Annotated in this window: 19 protein-coding genes; 3 read left to right on the forward strand and 16 right to left on the reverse strand. The window is 67.6% G+C overall.

The features are described 5' to 3' along the window. Positions 1–13: 13 nt before the first annotated feature. The 11 genes from ACV7NQ_RS02335 to ACV7NQ_RS02385 form a co-directional block, all read right to left on the reverse strand. Positions 14–922 carry an acyl-CoA thioesterase gene (locus tag ACV7NQ_RS02335; RefSeq protein ID WP_463358074.1) on the reverse strand — a complete coding sequence of 303 codons (909 nt, stop codon included), beginning with the start codon at positions 920–922 and terminating at the stop codon, positions 14–16. Between the two features lies 1 nt (position 923). Beyond that, positions 924–2,342 (reverse strand): pyruvate kinase, encoded by a 1,419-nt coding sequence (pyk, locus tag ACV7NQ_RS02340; RefSeq protein WP_463358075.1) that lies wholly within the window; start codon positions 2,340–2,342, stop codon positions 924–926. Positions 2,343–2,435: 93 nt separating this feature from the next. Beyond that, positions 2,436–3,104, reverse strand: a complete 669-nt coding sequence (locus tag ACV7NQ_RS02345) for an amino acid ABC transporter permease (RefSeq protein WP_463358076.1) — start codon at positions 3,102–3,104, stop codon at positions 2,436–2,438. Between the two features lie 12 nt (positions 3,105–3,116). Then, on the reverse strand, positions 3,117–3,869 hold the full coding sequence (locus tag ACV7NQ_RS02350) for an amino acid ABC transporter substrate-binding protein (RefSeq protein ID WP_463358077.1): 753 nt from the start codon (positions 3,867–3,869) through the stop codon (positions 3,117–3,119). Between the two features lie 190 nt (positions 3,870–4,059). Further along, a complete protein-coding gene (locus ACV7NQ_RS02355) occupies positions 4,060–4,566 on the reverse strand; it encodes a TM2 domain-containing protein (protein WP_463358078.1) in 507 nt (168 codons plus the stop codon). A 340-nt stretch (positions 4,567–4,906) separates the two neighbouring features. Beyond that, positions 4,907–6,097 (reverse strand): prolipoprotein diacylglyceryl transferase, encoded by a 1,191-nt coding sequence (gene lgt, locus ACV7NQ_RS02360; protein WP_463365503.1) that lies wholly within the window; start codon positions 6,095–6,097, stop codon positions 4,907–4,909. Between the two features lie 242 nt (positions 6,098–6,339). Further along, positions 6,340–7,140, reverse strand: a complete 801-nt coding sequence (gene trpA, locus ACV7NQ_RS02365) for a tryptophan synthase subunit alpha (RefSeq protein WP_463358079.1) — start codon at positions 7,138–7,140, stop codon at positions 6,340–6,342. Then, positions 7,137–8,402 carry a tryptophan synthase subunit beta gene (gene trpB, locus ACV7NQ_RS02370; protein WP_463358080.1) on the reverse strand — a complete coding sequence of 422 codons (1,266 nt, stop codon included), beginning with the start codon at positions 8,400–8,402 and terminating at the stop codon, positions 7,137–7,139. Before trpB ends, trpA begins: the two co-directional genes overlap by 4 nt. Before the next feature lie 5 nt (positions 8,403–8,407). Beyond that, entirely contained in the window at positions 8,408–9,226 is an 819-nt protein-coding gene (trpC, locus tag ACV7NQ_RS02375) for an indole-3-glycerol phosphate synthase TrpC (protein ID WP_463358081.1), read from the reverse strand. Positions 9,227–9,365: 139 nt separating this feature from the next. Then, a complete protein-coding gene (locus tag ACV7NQ_RS02380; protein WP_463358082.1) occupies positions 9,366–10,166 on the reverse strand; it encodes a TIGR02234 family membrane protein in 801 nt (266 codons plus the stop codon). Further along, on the reverse strand, positions 10,163–11,722 hold the full coding sequence (locus ACV7NQ_RS02385) for an anthranilate synthase component I (RefSeq protein ID WP_463358083.1): 1,560 nt from the start codon (positions 11,720–11,722) through the stop codon (positions 10,163–10,165). The genes ACV7NQ_RS02380 and ACV7NQ_RS02385 overlap by 4 nt, the downstream gene beginning before the upstream one ends. Before the next feature lie 367 nt (positions 11,723–12,089). Here ACV7NQ_RS02385 and ACV7NQ_RS02390 point away from each other — a divergent pair, with 367 nt between their 5' ends. The 3 genes from ACV7NQ_RS02390 to ACV7NQ_RS02400 all read left to right on the forward strand — a co-directional run bounded on the left by ACV7NQ_RS02390 (position 12,090) and on the right by ACV7NQ_RS02400 (position 13,894). Next, positions 12,090–12,551 carry a peroxiredoxin gene (locus ACV7NQ_RS02390; RefSeq protein WP_463365504.1) on the forward strand — a complete coding sequence of 154 codons (462 nt, stop codon included), beginning with the start codon at positions 12,090–12,092 and terminating at the stop codon, positions 12,549–12,551. 78 nt (positions 12,552–12,629) lie between these two features. Next, positions 12,630–13,238, forward strand: a complete 609-nt coding sequence (locus ACV7NQ_RS02395) for a permease (RefSeq protein ID WP_463358084.1) — start codon at positions 12,630–12,632, stop codon at positions 13,236–13,238. A gap of 146 nt (positions 13,239–13,384) precedes the next feature. Beyond that, on the forward strand, positions 13,385–13,894 hold the full coding sequence (locus tag ACV7NQ_RS02400; RefSeq protein WP_463358085.1) for a MarR family winged helix-turn-helix transcriptional regulator: 510 nt from the start codon (positions 13,385–13,387) through the stop codon (positions 13,892–13,894). A gap of 65 nt (positions 13,895–13,959) precedes the next feature. Here ACV7NQ_RS02400 and hisI read toward each other — a convergent pair whose 3' ends face one another. From hisI to priA, 5 genes are all read right to left on the reverse strand, one after another. Further along, positions 13,960–14,307: a phosphoribosyl-AMP cyclohydrolase gene (hisI, locus tag ACV7NQ_RS02405; RefSeq protein WP_463358086.1), complete on the reverse strand. Its 348-nt coding sequence runs from the start codon at positions 14,305–14,307 to the stop codon at positions 13,960–13,962. Between the two features lie 52 nt (positions 14,308–14,359). Further along, a complete protein-coding gene (locus ACV7NQ_RS02410; protein WP_463358087.1) occupies positions 14,360–15,304 on the reverse strand; it encodes a TIGR03564 family F420-dependent LLM class oxidoreductase in 945 nt (314 codons plus the stop codon). 234 nt (positions 15,305–15,538) lie between these two features. Beyond that, on the reverse strand, positions 15,539–16,312 hold the full coding sequence (hisF, locus tag ACV7NQ_RS02415; protein WP_463358088.1) for an imidazole glycerol phosphate synthase subunit HisF: 774 nt from the start codon (positions 16,310–16,312) through the stop codon (positions 15,539–15,541). A gap of 37 nt (positions 16,313–16,349) precedes the next feature. Next, positions 16,350–17,159 (reverse strand): inositol monophosphatase family protein, encoded by an 810-nt coding sequence (locus ACV7NQ_RS02420; RefSeq protein ID WP_463358089.1) that lies wholly within the window; start codon positions 17,157–17,159, stop codon positions 16,350–16,352. 6 nt (positions 17,160–17,165) lie between these two features. Further along, entirely contained in the window at positions 17,166–17,897 is a 732-nt protein-coding gene (priA, locus tag ACV7NQ_RS02425; protein WP_463358090.1) for a bifunctional 1-(5-phosphoribosyl)-5-((5-phosphoribosylamino)methylideneamino)imidazole-4-carboxamide isomerase/phosphoribosylanthranilate isomerase PriA, read from the reverse strand. Positions 17,898–18,012 lie beyond the last annotated feature (115 nt).

Raw genomic sequence — 18,012 nt, forward strand, 5'->3', positions numbered from 1 at the left:
CAACCGCTTCAGTTCACCTGCGGGCCGGGAAGTGCCGGATGACGCCTTCCTGCACGACGGTGGCAAGCAGTTCACCGGTGCGGGAGAAGAACCTGCCGGTGGCCAGGCCACGCGAACCCGCGGCCACCGGGGATTCGGTGGCGTACAGCGTCCATTCGTCGAACCGGAACGGCCGGTGGAACCAGATCGAGTGATTGATCGTCGCCGCCACGATCCGGTCCAGGCCCCAAGACAGCCCGTGCGTGGTGATGATCGAGTCGAGCACCGTGGCGTCGGACGAATAGCCCAGCATCGCAACGTGAATCAGCGGATCGTCGGACAGCCTGCCGTCGGTCCGCATCCACACCCGGTTGTGGTTGAGCCGCTCGCCGGTGCCCTTCATGATCCAGGCCGGGTCGTTGGTGTAGCGCATGTCGATGGGATGCGGCGCCTTGACGAACATCTCCAGCTTGTCTTCGAAGCCTTCGAAGCTCTCCTCCACCCGCGGCAGCGTTTCGGGGTCGGGCACGACCGGCTGCTGCGCGGCGTGCTCAAGTCCCTTGCCCCAGTCCTGGAACGCCGCGAGCATCACGAACAGCTCCTGGCCGGCCTGGATCGCTGTCACCGTGCGGTTGGCCAGCGAGCGCCCATCGCGGTGGCGGTCGACCCGGTATTCGATCGGCTTCTTCACATCGCCGCCACGCACGAAGTGCGCGTTCACCGCGTGCACCGGACGGTCGCCGACCGTCCGGCCCGCCGCCATGATGGCCTGCGACACGAGTTGCCCGCCGAACGTGCGGCTCCACACCTTCTCCGGATGCTGACCGACGAAGACGTCCTCGTCGACCTGCTCCAGATCCAGCAGTCCGAGCAGCACCTGCAGATCGGAACCTCCCGTCGACGTCGCACCGACGCCGACAGCACCACCTGGCGCGGCACTCAAATTAATGGTCCTCCTCACCGATACGGTGCACGTGGATGAGATTCGTCGATCCGACGGTACCGGGCGGGGAGCCCGCAACGATTACCACCAGATCACCTTTCTGATATCGCTCCATCGACAGCAGTGCTACATCGACCTGGTGAATCATCGCGTCGGTGCTCTTCACAGTCGGCACGATGAATGTTTCGGTGCCCCAGGTCAGCGACAGCTGGCTGCGCACCTCCGGCAGCGGGGTGAACGCCAGCAGCGGTAGCGGGGTGTGCAGCCGAGCGAGGCGACGCACCGTGTCACCCGACTGGGTGAACGCGACCAGCGCCTTGGCATTCAGTCGCTCGCCGATATCGCGAGCCGCGTAGGAGATGACGCCACGTTTGGTGCGCGGCACGTGGGTCAGCGGGGGCACCTGGGTGGATTCGGTCTCCACCGCGTGCACGATGCGCGCCATGGTGCGCACCGTCTCGATGGGGTAGGCGCCGACCGAAGTCTCGCCGGAGAGCATCACCGCGTCGGCACCGTCGAGCACCGCGTTCGCCACGTCGGAGGCCTCGGCCCGGGTGGGGCGCGAGTTCTCGATCATCGACTCCAGCATCTGGGTCGCGACGATGACCGGCTTCGCGTTCTCCCTCGCCATCTGGATGGCACGCTTCTGCACGATCGGGACCTGCTCGAGCGGCAACTCGACGCCGAGGTCACCGCGGGCAACCATGATGGAGTCGAAGGCGAGCACGATGGCCTCGAGGTTGTCGATGGCCTCCGGCTTCTCCAGCTTGGCCATCACCGGAACCCGCCGGCCGACGCGGTCCATCACGTCGTGCGCGAGCTCCACATCCGAGGCCGAGCGCACAAACGACATCGCGATGAAGTCCACGCCGAGCTTCAGCGCGAACTCGAGGTCCTCGATGTCCTTCTCCGACAGCGCGGGCACCGACACGTTCATGTCCGGCAGGGAGACACCCTTGTTGTTGCTGACCGGTCCGCCTTCGGTCACCCGGCAGATAACATCGTTGCCCTCGACACTGGTGACCGTCAGCCCGATCTTGCCGTCGTCCACCAGCAGCCGGTCGCCCGGCTTGGCGTCCTTGACCAGTTCCTTGTACGTGGTGGAGACGCGGTCGTGGGTGCCGAGGATGTCGTCGACGGTGATGCGGACCTCTTCACCGGTCGCCCACACCGTGCGGTCCCCGATGAACCGGCCGAGCCGGATCTTCGGGCCCTGTAAGTCGGCGAGAACGCCGACTGAGCGGCCCAGGTCGTCGGCGGCCTGTCGTACCTTCTTGTAATTCTCGGCGTGGTCGGCGTGTTCGCCGTGGCTGAAATTCAGCCGCGCCACGTCCATGCCGCTCTCGACGAGTTCTCGAATTCGCTCCTCGGTGGCAGTGGCCGGGCCGAGTGTGCACACAATCTTCGTCCGTCGTATCACGGGTAGAGCCTAGACCTGATGGGTGCACTCGACATGTGGCGGCCTCGGTGAAACCTTGGTGAAGAATATGAACGTAGTTGGTGAAACCTGTCGTCATCGCGCGACGTGCCGACTCAACCGCGTTTCCAGACGGGTCTGCCCGAATCCGAGAATCAGGCAGATTACCCAGTAGTAGATCGCCGCGACGCCGTAGAGCGCGAAGAAATCGAACGTCGGGGCCGCCGCGATCTGGGCGACCCGCAGCAGTTCGGTCACCAGAATGGTCGAGGCCAGCGATGTGTCCTTCACCAGGGCGATCAGCGTGTTGGACAGCGGCGGCACCGCGATGCGCGAGGCCTGCGGCAGGATGATCAGCCGCATCATCTTCGGATACGACATGCCGAGCGCCTGAGAAGCCTCCCACTGCCCTTTGGCCACGCTCAGGATCGCGGCGCGCACCACCTCCGCCGCGTAGCCGCCGACATTGAGGCTGAACGCGATCACCGCGGCCGGAAACGGCTGGAGCACGATGTTGAACTGCGGCAGCGCGTAGAAGACGATGAACAGCTGCACCAGCAGCGGCGTGCCCCGGATGATCGAGATATAGAACCGGGCGGCCGCCGAGACCGGCCACACCGGCGACATCCTTGCCAGTGCCACGATCAGCGCGATGACCAAGCCGATCGCGAAACTGATCGCGGTCAGCGGGATGGTCTTGGTGATCGTGGCCTGCAACATCGGCCACAGGTTGTGCCAGATGAGTTCCCGCGTAGCGGCATCCATGGCAGCGAGCTACTACTTGCTGACGTCGGTGCCGAAGTACTTTTCCGAGATCTGCGTCAGCTTGCCCTCGGTGCGCAGCTGATCCAGCGCCTTGTTCGCGTCGTCGATGAGTGTGTCACCCTTGCGTGCGGCGAAGGCCATCTTGCTGATCTCGCCCGTCTTGGCGGCGACCTTCACGCTGGTGTCACCTGTCGTCTTGCTGTACTCGTGCACCGCGAGGGTGTCGTTGACGGTGGCGTCGACACGGCCGCTCTTCAGCAGCTGGATCGCCTGTACGAAACCCTCCACCGCTTCGACCTTCGCGCCCGCACCCGAGGCGACCTTGCTCCAGTTGCTGGTGGAGGACTGGGCGCAGGTCTTGCCGTTCAGGTCGGCCAGCGAGGTGATGCTGTTGTTGTCGGCGCGGGTAACGATCACACCCTCGGAGGTGGTGTACGGCTCCGACAGCGCGTACTTGTTCTTGCGCTCGTCGTTGATCGTCACCTGGTTGGCGACCAGATCGAAGCGCTTGGATTCCAGGCCGGCGAAGATCGCGTCCCATGGCGTCTGTACGAACTCGACCTTCTTGCCGAGCTTGTCGGCGACGGCCTGAACCACTTCGATGTCGTAGCCGGTCAGCTTGCCGTCGGGTCCCTGGAAGCTGTACGGCGAGTACGTGCCCTCGGTGCCGACCTTGATTACGTTCGGGTCGCGACTGCCGCACGCGGACAACCCGGTGGCGGCGACGATGGCGAGCATGGCGACGGCGAACAACTTGCGACGCACGAAATCCCTCTCTTCGGTGCGTGGGGTGTCCACACACGACACACAGTCGGGCCATGTTACGCCCGGACTGTTTCGATGCACAGTATCGCGATCATGGTGATCTGAATGCTTGTAGCACTTACCTTTACGACGGAGGGCGCCGCACCATAGAAGTGGTGCGGCGCCCTCCGGGTTCCAGCCCGATGCGAACTCAGTCGCGCAACGGACGGTTCTCGCTGTCGGGCACGTTGCCGACCAGCATCATGATGCCGTCGATCAACGGCCAGATGCCGCCGACGCCACAGGTCAGCCAGGTGACCGCGATCTGGGCGATGGCAATGCCGGTGTGGCCGGTGTAGAACCGGCCCGCGCCGAACGCGCCGAGGAGGATCTGCAGCAGGCCCGCGATCAACTTCTGCTTGTCGGAGAAGGGCACACCGAACTGGTCACGGCCCCATGGCGCTTCCGGATCGTTCGGGTTGTAGCCCTGCGGCTGCGGGTACTGTGCGGGCGGGTAACCGCCCGGCTGGCCATAGCCGCCCGGCTGTTGCGCGTACGGATCCGCGGGCTGGCCGTACTGCGGCTGGCCGTACGGGTCAGGCTGCTGCGGATACTGCGGCTGACTCTGGTCGGCCGGCTTGTTCAGATCCGGACCCGTACCGGGCGGGCCGTACTGCGGGCCGCCGAATCCTGGGTTCTGCTGGTAAGGGTCGGTCACTCATGTCCTCCTCATTCGTGCGGGCACTTGCCCGTCTCCCCGCGTCTCTTGCCGAACGTTGGGCGACTCGCCGTGTCGTTGCCGTACCCCGCGAGTTACCCACGCCCTTACGCAATCAGTCTTCCTTTCGGGAGCCGATCACGGGACATTGTTGCCCGAATCGAATGCCTTGTCGCGCTCGATGTCTCGGGCTCAGTCACCGGCGACGCAGTGTCGCCGGTCTTCGTGGTTATCGCGAGGAGCGCCTGCGGTGTTGCCGGTCACGCCGAATTTGCTTGCGGTCCGGGAGAAGGCCGGGGTTCCGGGAGGGCGGATCCCCGCATTCTCGCAGCGGATCGGACTACGTCTTGCCCGGCTCGGCAACCTTCCCTGATTCGGCTGCCTGCTCTGACTCGACGACCTTCGAACCGGCGGACTCGGCCGATTCGACGGTCTCCTCGGGCTGAGCGGCCTGCTTGGACTCGGCTGGCTGCGCCGACTCATCGGCCTTATCCGCTCCTGCGGATTTGTCCGGCTCGACGGCTTTCTCGGCGTCGGTTTCGTCGCCTGACGCGGCGTACTCGCCTGGCTCCGTGTCCTTGCCCGGCTCCGGGTCCTTCGTCGGTGCCGCGTCTTTCTTCGCTGCCACGCACTCGTCGGGCACGGCCTCCCCGGCCGCCGACGCCGCAGTTGCCGCGCGCAGGGCGCCGGGCTGCAATTGTTCGGCAGGCTCGCGGCCCTTTGTCGCGAACACGAAATATGCGACGGCCGCGAGGAATACGAGGGCGGAGGTGAACGAATTGATACGAATGCCCGCGATCTTGGTTGCCTCGTCGTCACGCAGCAGCTCGACGAAGAAGCGGCCGAGGCAATAACCGGCGACGTAGAGGGCGAACAGCCGGCCGTGGCCGATACGGTAGCGCCTGTCGAGCTGCACCAGCAGCACCACGATGAGCAGGTTCCACAGCATCTCGTAGAGGAAGGTGGGCTGCACGACCCGGTCGACGACGCCGGTGGAGACGCCGTTCATCATGTCCAGCTGGCCGTCGGCGCCGACCCGCCGATAGATCTCCAGCCCCCAGGGCAGGTCCGTTTCGCGACCGTACAACTCCTGGTTGAAGTAGTTGCCGAAGCGGCCGATGGCCTGCGCGAGCAGGATCGGCGGCGCGATCGCATCACCCAACGCGGGCAACGGGATTCGATAGATCCGGCAGCCCAACCAGGCGCCGACACCACCGAGGAACACCGCACCCCAGATGCCGAGGCCGCCCTGGTAGATCTTCAGCGCATCGATCGGGTGCCCGTCGGCGCCGAAGTACTTCTGCCAGTCGGTGGCGACGTGATAGAGCCGGCCACCGATCAGGCCGAACGGCACCGCGAACATCGCGACGTCCAGTATCGCGCCCGGCGCACCGCCGCGCGCGCGCCACCGCCGCTCACCCCACCAGATGGCGACGACGATGCCGATGATGATGCACAGGGCATAGGCCCGCAGCGGGAACACACCGATATGCCACACGCCCTGCGCGGGACTGGGAATGTAGGCCAGCACGCCACCATTGACGATGCCGTTGGCCAGGACACTGTCTGCCAGGACTCCTAAGGTCACGTGGCCACCGTAGCGGAGCACGGCCACACAGCAAGTTTCGCGGTCGATGCACCGGCAGCAAAGCGACGAATACGACCAGACTGGACCCGGCGCCGTCCGGCGACGCGGACCATCGGCTCCACCAGCTCATGGCTGTTAATAGGACAGCGCGAGCCGCACGGTTCAGCGCGATGGCAGCGGTAGGGCTACGAGGCGACGGTCGCCGAACGAACGCCTTCCGCCAGCTCCGCCGTGAGCGCGCGCACCGCGTCCAGGCTCTCGCCCGCCGCGGTCACCAGCGCGGAGCCCACGATGACACCGTCTGCGTAGGAGGCGATTTCGGCCGCCTGGGCACCCGAGCGCACGCCGAGACCGACGCCGATCGGGATGTCGGAGTGGGCGCGGATCCGCGCGCACAGCGCGGGCGCGGCCGACGACACCGCGTCGCGGGCGCCGGTGACACCCATGGTCGAGGCCGCGTAGACGAAACCGCGGCTGGCCTGCAGTGTCGTCACCAGTCGCTCCTCGGTGGAGGACGGCGCGACCAGGAAGATGCGATCCAGATCGTGAGCGGCCGATGCGACGAACCAGTCGTCCGCCTCTTCCGGGATCAGGTTCGGGGTGATGATGCCCGACCCGCCCGCGGCGACCAGATCGCGTGCGAACTTGTCGACGCCGTATTGCAGCACCGGATTCCAGTAACTCATGACGACGCCCTTGCCACCTGCCTGGGTGATCGCCTCCACCACGGAGAACACGTCGCGCACCCGGACCCCGCCGCGCAGCGCCTGCTCCGCGGCGGCCTGGATGGTCGGCCCGTCCATCACCGGATCGGAGTAGGCGACGCCGACTTCGACGATGTCGCAACCGGATTCGACCATAGCCCGGACCACCTCGATGGAACCGGCCAGATCCGGGTAACCCGCGGGCAGGTAGCCGATCAGCGCGGCCCGGTTCTCGGCGCGGCAGGCGGCGAAGGTGTTGGCGAGGCGGGACTGCTGACTCACTGCTGGTTCTCCTTGTCGCCGGCTGGTTCGTCGAACAGCCCGAACCACTTCGCCGCCGTGTCCATGTCCTTGTCGCCGCGACCGGACAGGTTCACCAGGATGATCGCGCCCTTGCCCAGTTCCTTGCCGAGTTTCAGCGCGCCGGCTACCGCGTGCGCGGACTCGATCGCCGGGATGATGCCCTCGGAGCGGCTGAGCAACAGCAGCGCGTCCATCGCCTCGGTGTCGGTGATCGGCCGGTATTCAGCGCGGCCGATGTCTTTGAGGTAGGCGTGCTCGGGGCCGACGCCCGGGTAGTCCAAACCGGCCGAAATCGAGTGCGATTCGATGGTCTGGCCGTCCTCGTCCTGCAGCAGGTACGAGTAAGCGCCCTGGAACGCGCCGGGCGTGCCACCGCTGAAAGTGGCCGCGTGCCTTCCGGTTTCGACGCCGTCGCCGGCCGCCTCGAAGCCGACCAGCCGGACGGCGGTATCGTCGATGAACGGGTGGAAGATGCCGATCGCGTTGGAGCCGCCGCCGACGCAGGCGACGACCGCGTCGGGCAGCCGACCGGTCGAGGACTGCACCTGAGCCCTGGCCTCCAGGCCGACGATGCGCTGGAAATCGCGAACTATCAGCGGGAACGGGTGCGGGCCCGCGGCGGTGCCGAAGCAGTAGTAGGTGGCGTCGGCGTTGGTGACCCAGTCGCGCAGCGCCTCGTTGATTGCGTCCTTGAGCGTCTGCGAGCCGGTGGTCACCGAGATGACATCGGCGCCGAGCAGCCGCATGCGGGCCACGTTCAGCGCCTGGCGTTCGGTGTCGACGGCGCCCATGTAGACGACGCAGTCGAGGCCGAGCAGCGCGCACGCGGTCGCGGTGGCGACGCCGTGCTGGCCCGCTCCGGTCTCCGCGATGATCCGCGTCTTACCCATCCGCTTGGCCAACAGCGCCTGGCCGAGCACATTGTTGATCTTGTGCGAACCGGTGTGGTTCAGGTCCTCGCGCTTGAGCAGGATGCGGGCGCCGCCCGCGTGCTCGGCCAGCCGGGTGCATTCGAACACCGGTGACGGACGCCCGGTGTAGTCGCGCTGCAGCCGATCCAGTTCGTCCAGGAACGTCGGGTCCTGCCTGCACTTCTCGTACTCGGCGGTGACCTCCTCGATCACCGCCATCAGCGCCTCGGGGACGTGCCTGCCGCCGTAGACGCCGAAGTGACCGCCCGCGTCCGGTTCGTGGGCGCTGCGTTCGTGGACGCCGTCGCTGGCCTTGGGTAGCGCGGCCACCGGCCTCACCGGCCCCGCCGCGCCGGCTTCGGGCAGGACGGGTGGGTGCCCGCCGTCACCAGTTCGGACACGGATGCACGGGGATCACCACTGGTCACCAGGCCCTCACCGACCAGCACGGCGTCCGCACCCGCACCTGCGTAGGCCAGCAGGTCGGCGGTGCCGCGGATGCCGGATTCGGCGACGCGGATGACCTCGGTGGGCAGGCCGGGCGCGATGCGCGCGAACACATCCCGATCCACCTCGAGCGTCTTCAGGTTGCGGGCGTTCACGCCGATCACCGAAGCGCCCGCCTCCAGCGCACGGTCGGCCTCTTCTTCGGTGTGCACCTCGACCAGCGCGGTCATGCCGAGCGATTCGGTGCGGTCGATGAGCGAGGCCAGCACGTCCTGCTCCAGCGCCGCGACGATCAGCAGGATGACGTCGGCGCCATGCGCGCGGGCCTCGTGGATCTGATAGGGCCCGACGACGAAATCCTTGCGCAGGATTGGGATGTTCACCGTGGCGCGGACCGCGTCGAGATCGTCGAGCGAGCCGTGGAAACGGCGGCCCTCGGTCAGCACGCTGATGACTCGGGCGCCGCCATCCTCGTATGCCTTGGCCAGGCTGGCCGGGTCCGGGATGTCGGCGAGTTCACCCTTGGACGGGCTGGCCCGCTTGACCTCGGCGATGACGCCGATGCCGTCTTCGAGGAGCGCGGCGCGGGCGTCCAGCGGCGAGACCGCCGCCGCCGCGGCGGCCTTGATCGCCTGGAAGTCCAGGAGGGCTTCCCGAGCGGCCACATCCGCGCGGACCCCGTCGAGAATCGAGTCGAGTACCGTCATCTGGCTCGAATCCTTTCTGGGGAGACGCAACATGCTGCCTGAGAAATCCCCCAGGCGCTGTCTCACCGATGCTGACAAAGAATAAATGGCTGCTTGCGGCGCAGGTGCGCCGGGGCTTGCCTGGACCTGCCCGGATTCCTCAGCGGGCACGTTTGCCCTGATCATCGTCGCCCGGTTGCGCGGCGGTGCCGCGCGATCGCGCCGCCTCCTCGGTCGGGTCGGTGCCCGCGTCCAGCGCGTCCCACAGCACCCGCTCGGAGATTTGCCCGGTGGCCGAATTCGCGCCGCCCACAGCCTCTTCGGTGCGTCGCTGCGCCACCTCCTCGGTGGCGGCGGCCCGTCGGAACACCGGGTTGTCGTATTTGCCGGTCAGTCGCGCGGAGTCCTCCGGCATCCGGGCAAGCAGCACAGCCGCCGTAAACGCGGCCAGCGCGCCCGCCAACGCCAGCACAGCGGGGAAGGGCGCCGTGACCACCTCGGTCACCGTTGCGCGACCCGGTAGCTCGGCCAGGGTGGCGGCGCGCGCTGCGGTCGCGCCGGACTTGGTCAGCAGTGCGAAGGCGGGTACGGCGGTCACCGCGGCGACCAAGCCGATCAGCACCCCGAACATCCGCCGCAGCCAGCCGCGGGTCGCCAGCACCGCCGCGATGGCGGCAAGCAGCACCAGCGCCAGGGGCGTCAGCGCCCCGAACCAGACCCCGCCGTCGAGGTGGTCGGTCCGTGGCTCGGTGAGCCCGTCGGTGGACGACACCGTCGCCCAGGTCATCCGCGACGAGCCCCACAGCGCTGCCGCCGCGACAGCCAGCAGCACGATCGCGCCGACGGGGTACTTGCGGCGAGCGCCCGTACTCGCCGAAGACGCATCGTTCGACTGCTCCGACGTCGCCCCGCATCTCGCCGAGGTGCCAAGGTCGGGACCCGATCCTTCCGCTTCCGTCATTCCGCGCTGCCGTTCTCGCTTCCCGATTCCGCGCCATAGGCCCGGACCGTCCGCGCGGCCGCGATCGCCCGCAGCACCGCCATCGCCTTGTTGCGGGATTCGACGTCCTCGTAGTCCGCATCGGAATCCGCGACGACGCCCGCGCCGGCTTGGACGTAGGCGGTGCCGTCTTTGAGCAGCGCGGTGCGAATGGCGATCGCGGTGTCCGCGTCGCCGGCGAAGTCGAGGTATCCGACGACGCCACCGTAGACGCCGCGGCGGGTGGGCTCGAGTTCCTCGATGAGTTCCATCGCCCGCACCTTCGGTGCGCCGGACAGCGTGCCCGCGGGGAAGCAAGCGCGCACCGCGTCCAGCGCGATCTTTCCTGCGGCAAGTCGGCCCGACACCGTCGACACCAGATGCATCACGTGGCTGTAGCGCTCGATATGCCGGTACTCGGTGACCCGTACCGTGCCCGGCTGGCACACCCGACCCAGGTCGTTGCGGCCGAGGTCGACGAGCATGAGGTGCTCGGCGTTCTCCTTCTCGTCGGCAAGCAGCCCCTTCTCCAGCAGCAGGTCGTCCTCCTCGGTGACGCCGCGCCAGCGGGTGCCCGCGATCGGATGTGTCGTCGCCACACCCTCTTTCACGGTCACCAGGGATTCCGGGCTGGAGCCGACGATGGAGAACGCGGTGCCGCCGTCGCCGTCGGGAATGTGCATCAGATACATGTACGGGCTCGGGTTCGAGGCGCGCAGCATCCGGTACAGATCAAGCGGTGCGCCGTCGTAGTCCATCTCGAAGCGCTGCGAAAGCACCACCTGGAATGCCTCGCCCGCTTCGATCTCCTTGACCAGGCGGCGCACCCCGGCGCCGAACTCCTCGGTGGTGCGCCCGCGCGTGTACTGCGGCTCGGGCTGGTCGAAGACCGACACGGTCGACTCCGATGGCGCGGCCAACGCGCTTGTCATCCGGTCCAGCCGGGCCACCGCGTCGTCGTAGGCTTCGTCGACCCGCTCGGCGGTGCCGTTCCAGTTGACCGCGTTGGCGATGAGGGTGATCGCGCCCTCGTGGTGATCGAATGCCGCGAGATCGGTGGCCAGCAGCAGCAACATTTCCGGCAGTTGCAGATCATCCAGCGTCAGGGTGGGCAGCCGCTCGATCCGGCGCACCGCGTCATAGCCGAGGTAGCCGACCATACCGCCGGTCAGCGGGGGCAGGCCGGGCAGCCGTTCGGTCCGCAGCAGTTGCAGGGTCTCGCGCAGCGCCACCAGCGGATCACCGCCGGAGGGGGCGTCGACCGGAATGTTGCCGAGCCAGGCGGCCTCGCCGTCGACGACGGTCAGCGCCGACGGGCTGCCGGCGCCGATGAAAGACCACCGCGACCAGGACCGCCCGTTCTCCGCGGACTCGAACAGGAAGGTCCCGGCCCGATCGGCGGCCAGCTTGCGATAGGCCGACAGCGGAGTTTCGGAGTCCGCCAGCACCTTTCGGGTCACCGGGACCACCCGATGCTCCGCGGCCAGCAGATGGAACTGTTCGCGGGTCGTGGTGGTGGGAGTCGACGCGCCAGGCATTGCACCATCATCCCAGGTCGCACTGACACCGATACAGGCGACCACCACAGGGCGTGACTCTGACCACCGACGCAAGCACCACAGGGACAACTCACCACCGACGCAACCACAACACGCGAGTCCTACGAGCGCCGTCCACAGCGCCGCGCGGCAATCAGAAACAGCGCGTCCGGTTCGGACGCGGCTGATCATGCTGTGGTGGGCATCACTACAGCGACCGCATCAAGGAACTGAAGCCGTTCCTGCGCGCACACGGCATTCTCGATGTCATGGAGATCAAGAACCCCGAGGTCGCCGCGCTCATCGGCGTGTAGCCCCTCCCGTGGCTGATACCGGGCGCGGCATTCGCCCGGTACTGTCCAGTATCATGCAGACAGGCCGGCTCGCACCGCAATTCGAGCTTCCCGATCAGTCCGGCACGCCCCGCTCGCTCGACGCCTTGCTCGCAGACGGTCCGGTGGTGCTGTTCTTCTATCCCGCCGCGAACACCCCGGTCTGCACGGCGGAGGCCTGTCACTTCCGCGATCTGGCAGCCGAGTTCGCGGCGCTCGGCGCCTCCTGCGTCGGCATCAGCACGGATGCGGTCGACACTCAGGCCGGGTTCGCGTCCAAACAGAATCTCGGCTATCCCCTGCTCTCCGATAGCGATGGCACGGTCGCCGCGCAGTTCGGCGTCAAGCGCGGCCTGCTCGGCAAGCTCGCGCCGGTGAAGCGGCAGACGTTCGTCATCGATCCCGACCGCACCGTGCGCAAGGTCGTCACCGGTGAGCTGCGCGCGAACGTGCATGCCGACGAGGCGCTGAAGTTCCTGCGCGAGCACGCGAAGTAGAACCCATCCGAGACGGCCGTATCAAAACGCCGGGTCGATGATCGCGTGCCTGCCGGTCACCCGGCCTACGCTGAATCCATGACTTCGACTGTGGGTCGGCCGGACGGTCAGAAATCCACGTTGGCCACGTGGCGCACGCGGATCCTCGGCGGGGTGGCGGTCATCGCCGCCCTGGTCGTCGCCTATTTCATCCTGGCCGCGTTCATCCCCCGCTGGTGGGCGCAGCGCATCGCGGCGATGGTGCACGGCAGCTTCAGCAAGGGCATCGGCTGGGGTCTGGTCTACGGCGGATTGTGCACTGCCATACCGCTTTTCCTGCTGCTACTGGCGGCACTGGTGTGGCGGCGGCGCGCGGGCAAGGTGATCGCGGGCGGCGCCGGGGTGCTGGCGGTGCTTATCGCGATCCCGAACCTTATGACGCTGAGCATCGTGCTCGGCGGCAATAACGCCGCGCATGCGGGCCAGCGGATTCTCGATGTCGACGCGCCGGCTTTCCGTGGTGCGTCACTGGTGGGCGCCATCGCCGCGGCCATCATGTTTCTGCTCGTGGTCTTCGTCGTACTGCGGCACGGGTGGCGGCGCAAGCATCCGGCGAAGCCGATGACTCAGGCTACGCCGTCGGCAGTCGCACCGCAGTCGCCGAAGATGACGTCGGAAACGACCGCGACACGCCACGACAGTGTATGAGTGAGCTCACGACACACAGCAACTTCATGACGGTCGAGCGAAGTCGTGGCAAACTCATTGTCGCAAGTGACTGTGAACATGAATTTCAATGATCGCTAGGCTCGCTAACCAAAATCAACGTCACTTGGCTTGAAAGAAGGCAACCAGTGACGAAGTGGCTCGACCCCGTCGAACAACGAGCTTGGCGTGCGATCGTGGCGCTCATGACCCGCCTACCAGGCGCTTTGGATACCCAACTGCAGCGCGAGTCCGGCGTGACGCATTTCGAGTACTGTGTATTGACGCTGCTCTCGGAAGAACCTGGTCATCGACTGCAGATGAGTGAGCTGGCCCACAAAGCAAATGCATCGCTATCGCGTCTTTCGCATGTCGTTTCGAAGATGGAGCGCATGGGCTGGGCGCAACGCTCAGCAACTACCGGGCGGCGCGGCGTGCAGGCCGTGCTCACCGACGACGGCTACTCGAAGGTCGTCGAGGCAGCTCCCGGCTACCTGGACGCGGTGCGCCGCCTGGTCTTCGACGGCCTGGACGCCGGGCAGAAGGCGCAGCTGGCCGATCTCAGCGATGTCCTCGCCGTCCGGGTCACCGATGCCCTGACCAACTCCGACGGCCCGACGGCGGCGCAGGACCGAACCGAGGATCCGCCTCAGGCGTAGAACCCCGCGACATACCGCGAACTTACAACTGCCCGAACAGCTTTCCCCGTGGTGTGCCGACGAGCTCAGACGTTGTCGGCGAGCAGGAGATCCGAGTCGAAGCAGGTGTGGGTGCCCGTGTGGCAGGCGGCCCCCTCTTGGTCGACGACCAGGAGAATGGTGTCGCCGTCGCAGTCGAGGCGGACCTCGTGCACGTACTGGGTGTGGCCGGAGGTCTCGCCCTTGACCCAGTACTGCTGGCGCGAGCGCGAATAGTAGGTCGCCTTCCGGGTCTCCAGCGTGCGAGCCAGCGCCTCGTCGTCCATCCAGGCGACCATCAGCACATCGCCGGTGCCGCGCTCCTGCGCGACGGCGGAGACGAGTCCGGCGTCGTTGCGCTTGAGCCGGGCGGCGATAGCGGGGTCGAGAGTCATTCCACCGTTATACAGGGGGTGTGCCCGCGGCGGTCGGGCCGCGGGCTGCGGGTCAGGACGTGCGTGCGAGGTTCAGCTCGCCGACCAGCTGCCAGGTCCGCTGCCGGTCGGCGACGGTGGTCAGGTCGGTCTGGGAGAGTACGACGTCGGTGGCGCCGGCTTCGAAATATTCGGCGACACGGGCCGCGATGGTCTGCTCGTCGCCGATCACCGCCAGATCGGCGGCACTCGATACACCCGACAGCTCGATTATCCGCTGGTACGAAGGGATTTCGTCGTAGAACCCCATCTGCGCGACCGCGGCTTTCCGCGCCGCCTCGACATCCGCGGTGACCACACCGGGGACGAGGACCGTGATGCGCGGCCGGGGCCGACCGGCCCGCTCGGCCGCCTCGTTGATCGGCGCGACGATGTGGCGCGACAACGCCTGTGGGCCGACCAGAAATGGCAGGGTGCCGTCGGCGAGCTCACCGGTCACGCGCAATGCCTGTGGGCCCATGGCGGCGACCAACACCGGAACCGACGGCTTCGCTCCTGCGACGGCGCCTGGCAACGGCGTTGCGGCAGTGAGGGTTTCAGCATGGAAATCGACCGCGCCGGTGTCCAGCAGGCTGCGCAGCGCGGTGAGGAACTCGCGCAGCCGGGTGATCGGCCGATCATGGGAAACGCCGAAGGCCGCCTGCGCGTGGGCCTGCGTGCCGAGAGCGAGGCCGAGCGTGAACCGGCCGTGCGCCGCCGCCTGGGCGGTCTGCGCCTGACTGGAGATGAGCAGCGGATGCCGTCCCGTGATCGGCACCGCCGAGGTGCCCACCTCGAGTTCGGGGACCTCGCGGCCGAGGATGCCTGCCACCGCGATGCTGTCGTGGCTGAACGTTTGGCCGAACCATACCGAGCTCAGCCCGACGTCGACGGCCTCGCGGCCGTATGCGACGGCGGCGTCGACGGCATTGTCGGTGGCGTCGAGGGCGAAGGGGGACAACGCGATTCCAATGGTCATCCCTCGTGCAACGGCGGGTCATCGGCGCGCATTCCTGGATTCGCTACAGCGCCATCGATCGGGGCAGTCGAGGATGCCTGGCCAGATACACCTAACCCATGCCGCTGCGGCCGAGTACGCGCTCGATGCGGTAACCGGCGAACACCTCGCCGTCGTGCAGCACGCCCCTCCCATCGCAACACCGGTCGAGCAGCACCCTAGCTCGAGGCACCACCCGCAGCCAGGTCGCCGGACCTACCGGACGATGATCTTTTCCTCGCGCATCGCGCGCTTGACCTGCGGAATACTCAGGTCGCCGAAGTGGAACACGCTGGCGGCCAGCACCGCGTCCGCGCCCGCGTGCACGGCAGGGGCGAAGTGCTCGACCGCGCCCGCGCCGCCGCTGGCGATCACCGGCACCGTCACCGCGGCGCGCACCGCGCGGATCATCGGCAGGTCGAAGCCCGCCTTGGTGCCGTCGGCATCCATCGAGTTGAGCAGGATCTCGCCGACGCCGAGTTCGGCGCCGCGCACGGCCCATTCGACGGCGTCGATGCCGGTGCCGCGCTTGCCGCCGTGCGTGGTGACCTCCCAGCCGGACGGGGTGTCGGGTTGGCCGTGCGGCACGGTGCGGGCATCGACGGACAGCACGATGCATTGGGAACCGAACCGCTCTGACATCTCGCGCAGCACCTCCGGCCTGGCGATGGCGGCGGTGTTGACCGAGACCTTGTCCGCGCCCGCGCGCAGCAGCCGGTCGACGTCCTCGACGGTGCGCACGCCGCCGCCGACGGTGAGCGGGATGAAGATCTGCTCGGCGGTGCGGGTCACCACATCGATCATGGTGCCGCGGTCGCCGGTGGAGGCGGAGACGTCGAGGAAGGTCAGTTCGTCGGCGCCCTGGAGGTCGTAGGCGGCGGCCAGTTCGACGGGATCGCCCGCGTCGCGCAGGTTCTCGAAGTTGACGCCCTTGACCACTCGGCCCGCGTCGACGTCCAGACACGGAATCACGCGTACGGCCAACGTCATCGGCTCACCCTTCTTCGAATCCTGCTTGTCCTGCTGCTCATGCTTCTTTGGCGACCGTGCAGATCATGTCCAGGAGCTCTTCGTGCACTCCCGGCGCGGCGGCCAGCACCGAACCCGAGGTGATGGTCCACGGCGCACCCGCCAGATCGGTCACCACACCGCCCGCGGCCCGCACCAGCGCGACGCCGGCGGCGTTGTCCCACGGATGGTGTCCGAAGACGATCGCGCCGCCGAGCACGCCCGACGCGGTGTAGGCGAGGTCGATGCCGGTGGAGCCGTGCATGCGCACCCGCGAGGACAGCCTGCTCAGCGGGCCGAGCAGGTCGAAACGGAAACGGCCGGGGATACGCCCGGCGGAATCCACATTGAACGCGCCGAAGCCGATCATGGCCTCGCCCAGCTTGCTTTGCGGCAACGGCGGCAACGGCTTTCCGTCGAGCAGCACCGGGCCACCGGCCATGGCGGCATACCGCTGGCCGAGCACCGGCAGCCAGGTCAGCCCGAGCACCGGGTCACCGTCGCGCACCAGCGCGAGCAGCATGCCCGAAAGTGGGTGTCCGGACGAGTAATTGAAGGTGCCGTCGATCGGGTCGAGCACCCACGCGGTGCCGGAGGTGAGCTGCGGTCCGCCGAATTCCTCGCCGTGCACCTCGATTCCGGTCTGCTGCTCGAGCTTCGCCGAGATGGTGCGTTCCAGCTCCAGATCGAATTCGGTCGCGAAGTCGTTGCGGCCCTTGGCGACCGCGCTGGGCGCGCCGACGCCCTCGACGAATCGCGGGCTCGCGGCGTCGAGGATGTCGCTCGCGATGGCGAGCAGGGCGGCTAGGTCGGAGCTGTTGGCAGGCATCGGGTTTCAGCGCACCGCGGCCAGCGCCTCGGGCAGCGTGAAGCGGCCCGCGTACAGCGCCTTACCGACAATCGAGCCCTCGACGCCCTCGGGCACCAGTTCGGCGATCGCGATCAGGTCCTCGATGGTGGACACGCCACCAGAGGCGATGACCGGCGCGTCGGTGGCGGCGCAGACCTCGCGCAGCAGGTCGAGGTTGGGGCCGGTGAGGGTGCCGTCCTTGGTCACGTCGGTGACCACGTAGCGGGTGCAGCCGTCCCGCTCCAGGCGCTCCAGCACCTCCCACAGGTCGCCGCCGTCGCTGACCCAGCCGCGGCCGCGCAGCCGGTGCTCGCCGTCGATCATGCGCACGTCCAGGCCGACCGCGATGCGGTCGCCGTACTTGGCGAGCGCGCGGGCACACCACTGCGGGTCCTCCAGCGCGGCGGTGCCGAGGTTCACCCTGGCGCAGCCGGTGCCGAGCGCGGCCTCGAGGGACTCGTCGTCGCGGATGCCACCGGACAGCTCCACCTGTACGTCCAGCTCGCCGACGACCTCGGCGAGCAGTTCGCGGTTAGAGCCGCGGCCGAACGCCGCATCGAGGTCCACCAGATGCACCCACTCGGCGCCGGCCTGCTGCCATGCCAGTGCCGCGTCGCGGGGGGAGCCGTAGCTGGTTTCACTGCCCGCCTCCCCTTGTACCAGGCGCACGGCCTCTCCATTGGCGACATCGACAGCAGGCAGCAGCACAAGACTCACGCCAGCAGCTTAGTAGCTCGCTCCACGCGCCCCACCTCCGGCCTGCGGATATGCGGTGTCGGCCACCCGTGTTGGCGATCATCGAGGATCCGCGGCGACGTCCGCGCGAACCGAG

The organism is Nocardia sp. Tas62D01, assembly GCF_055232035.1.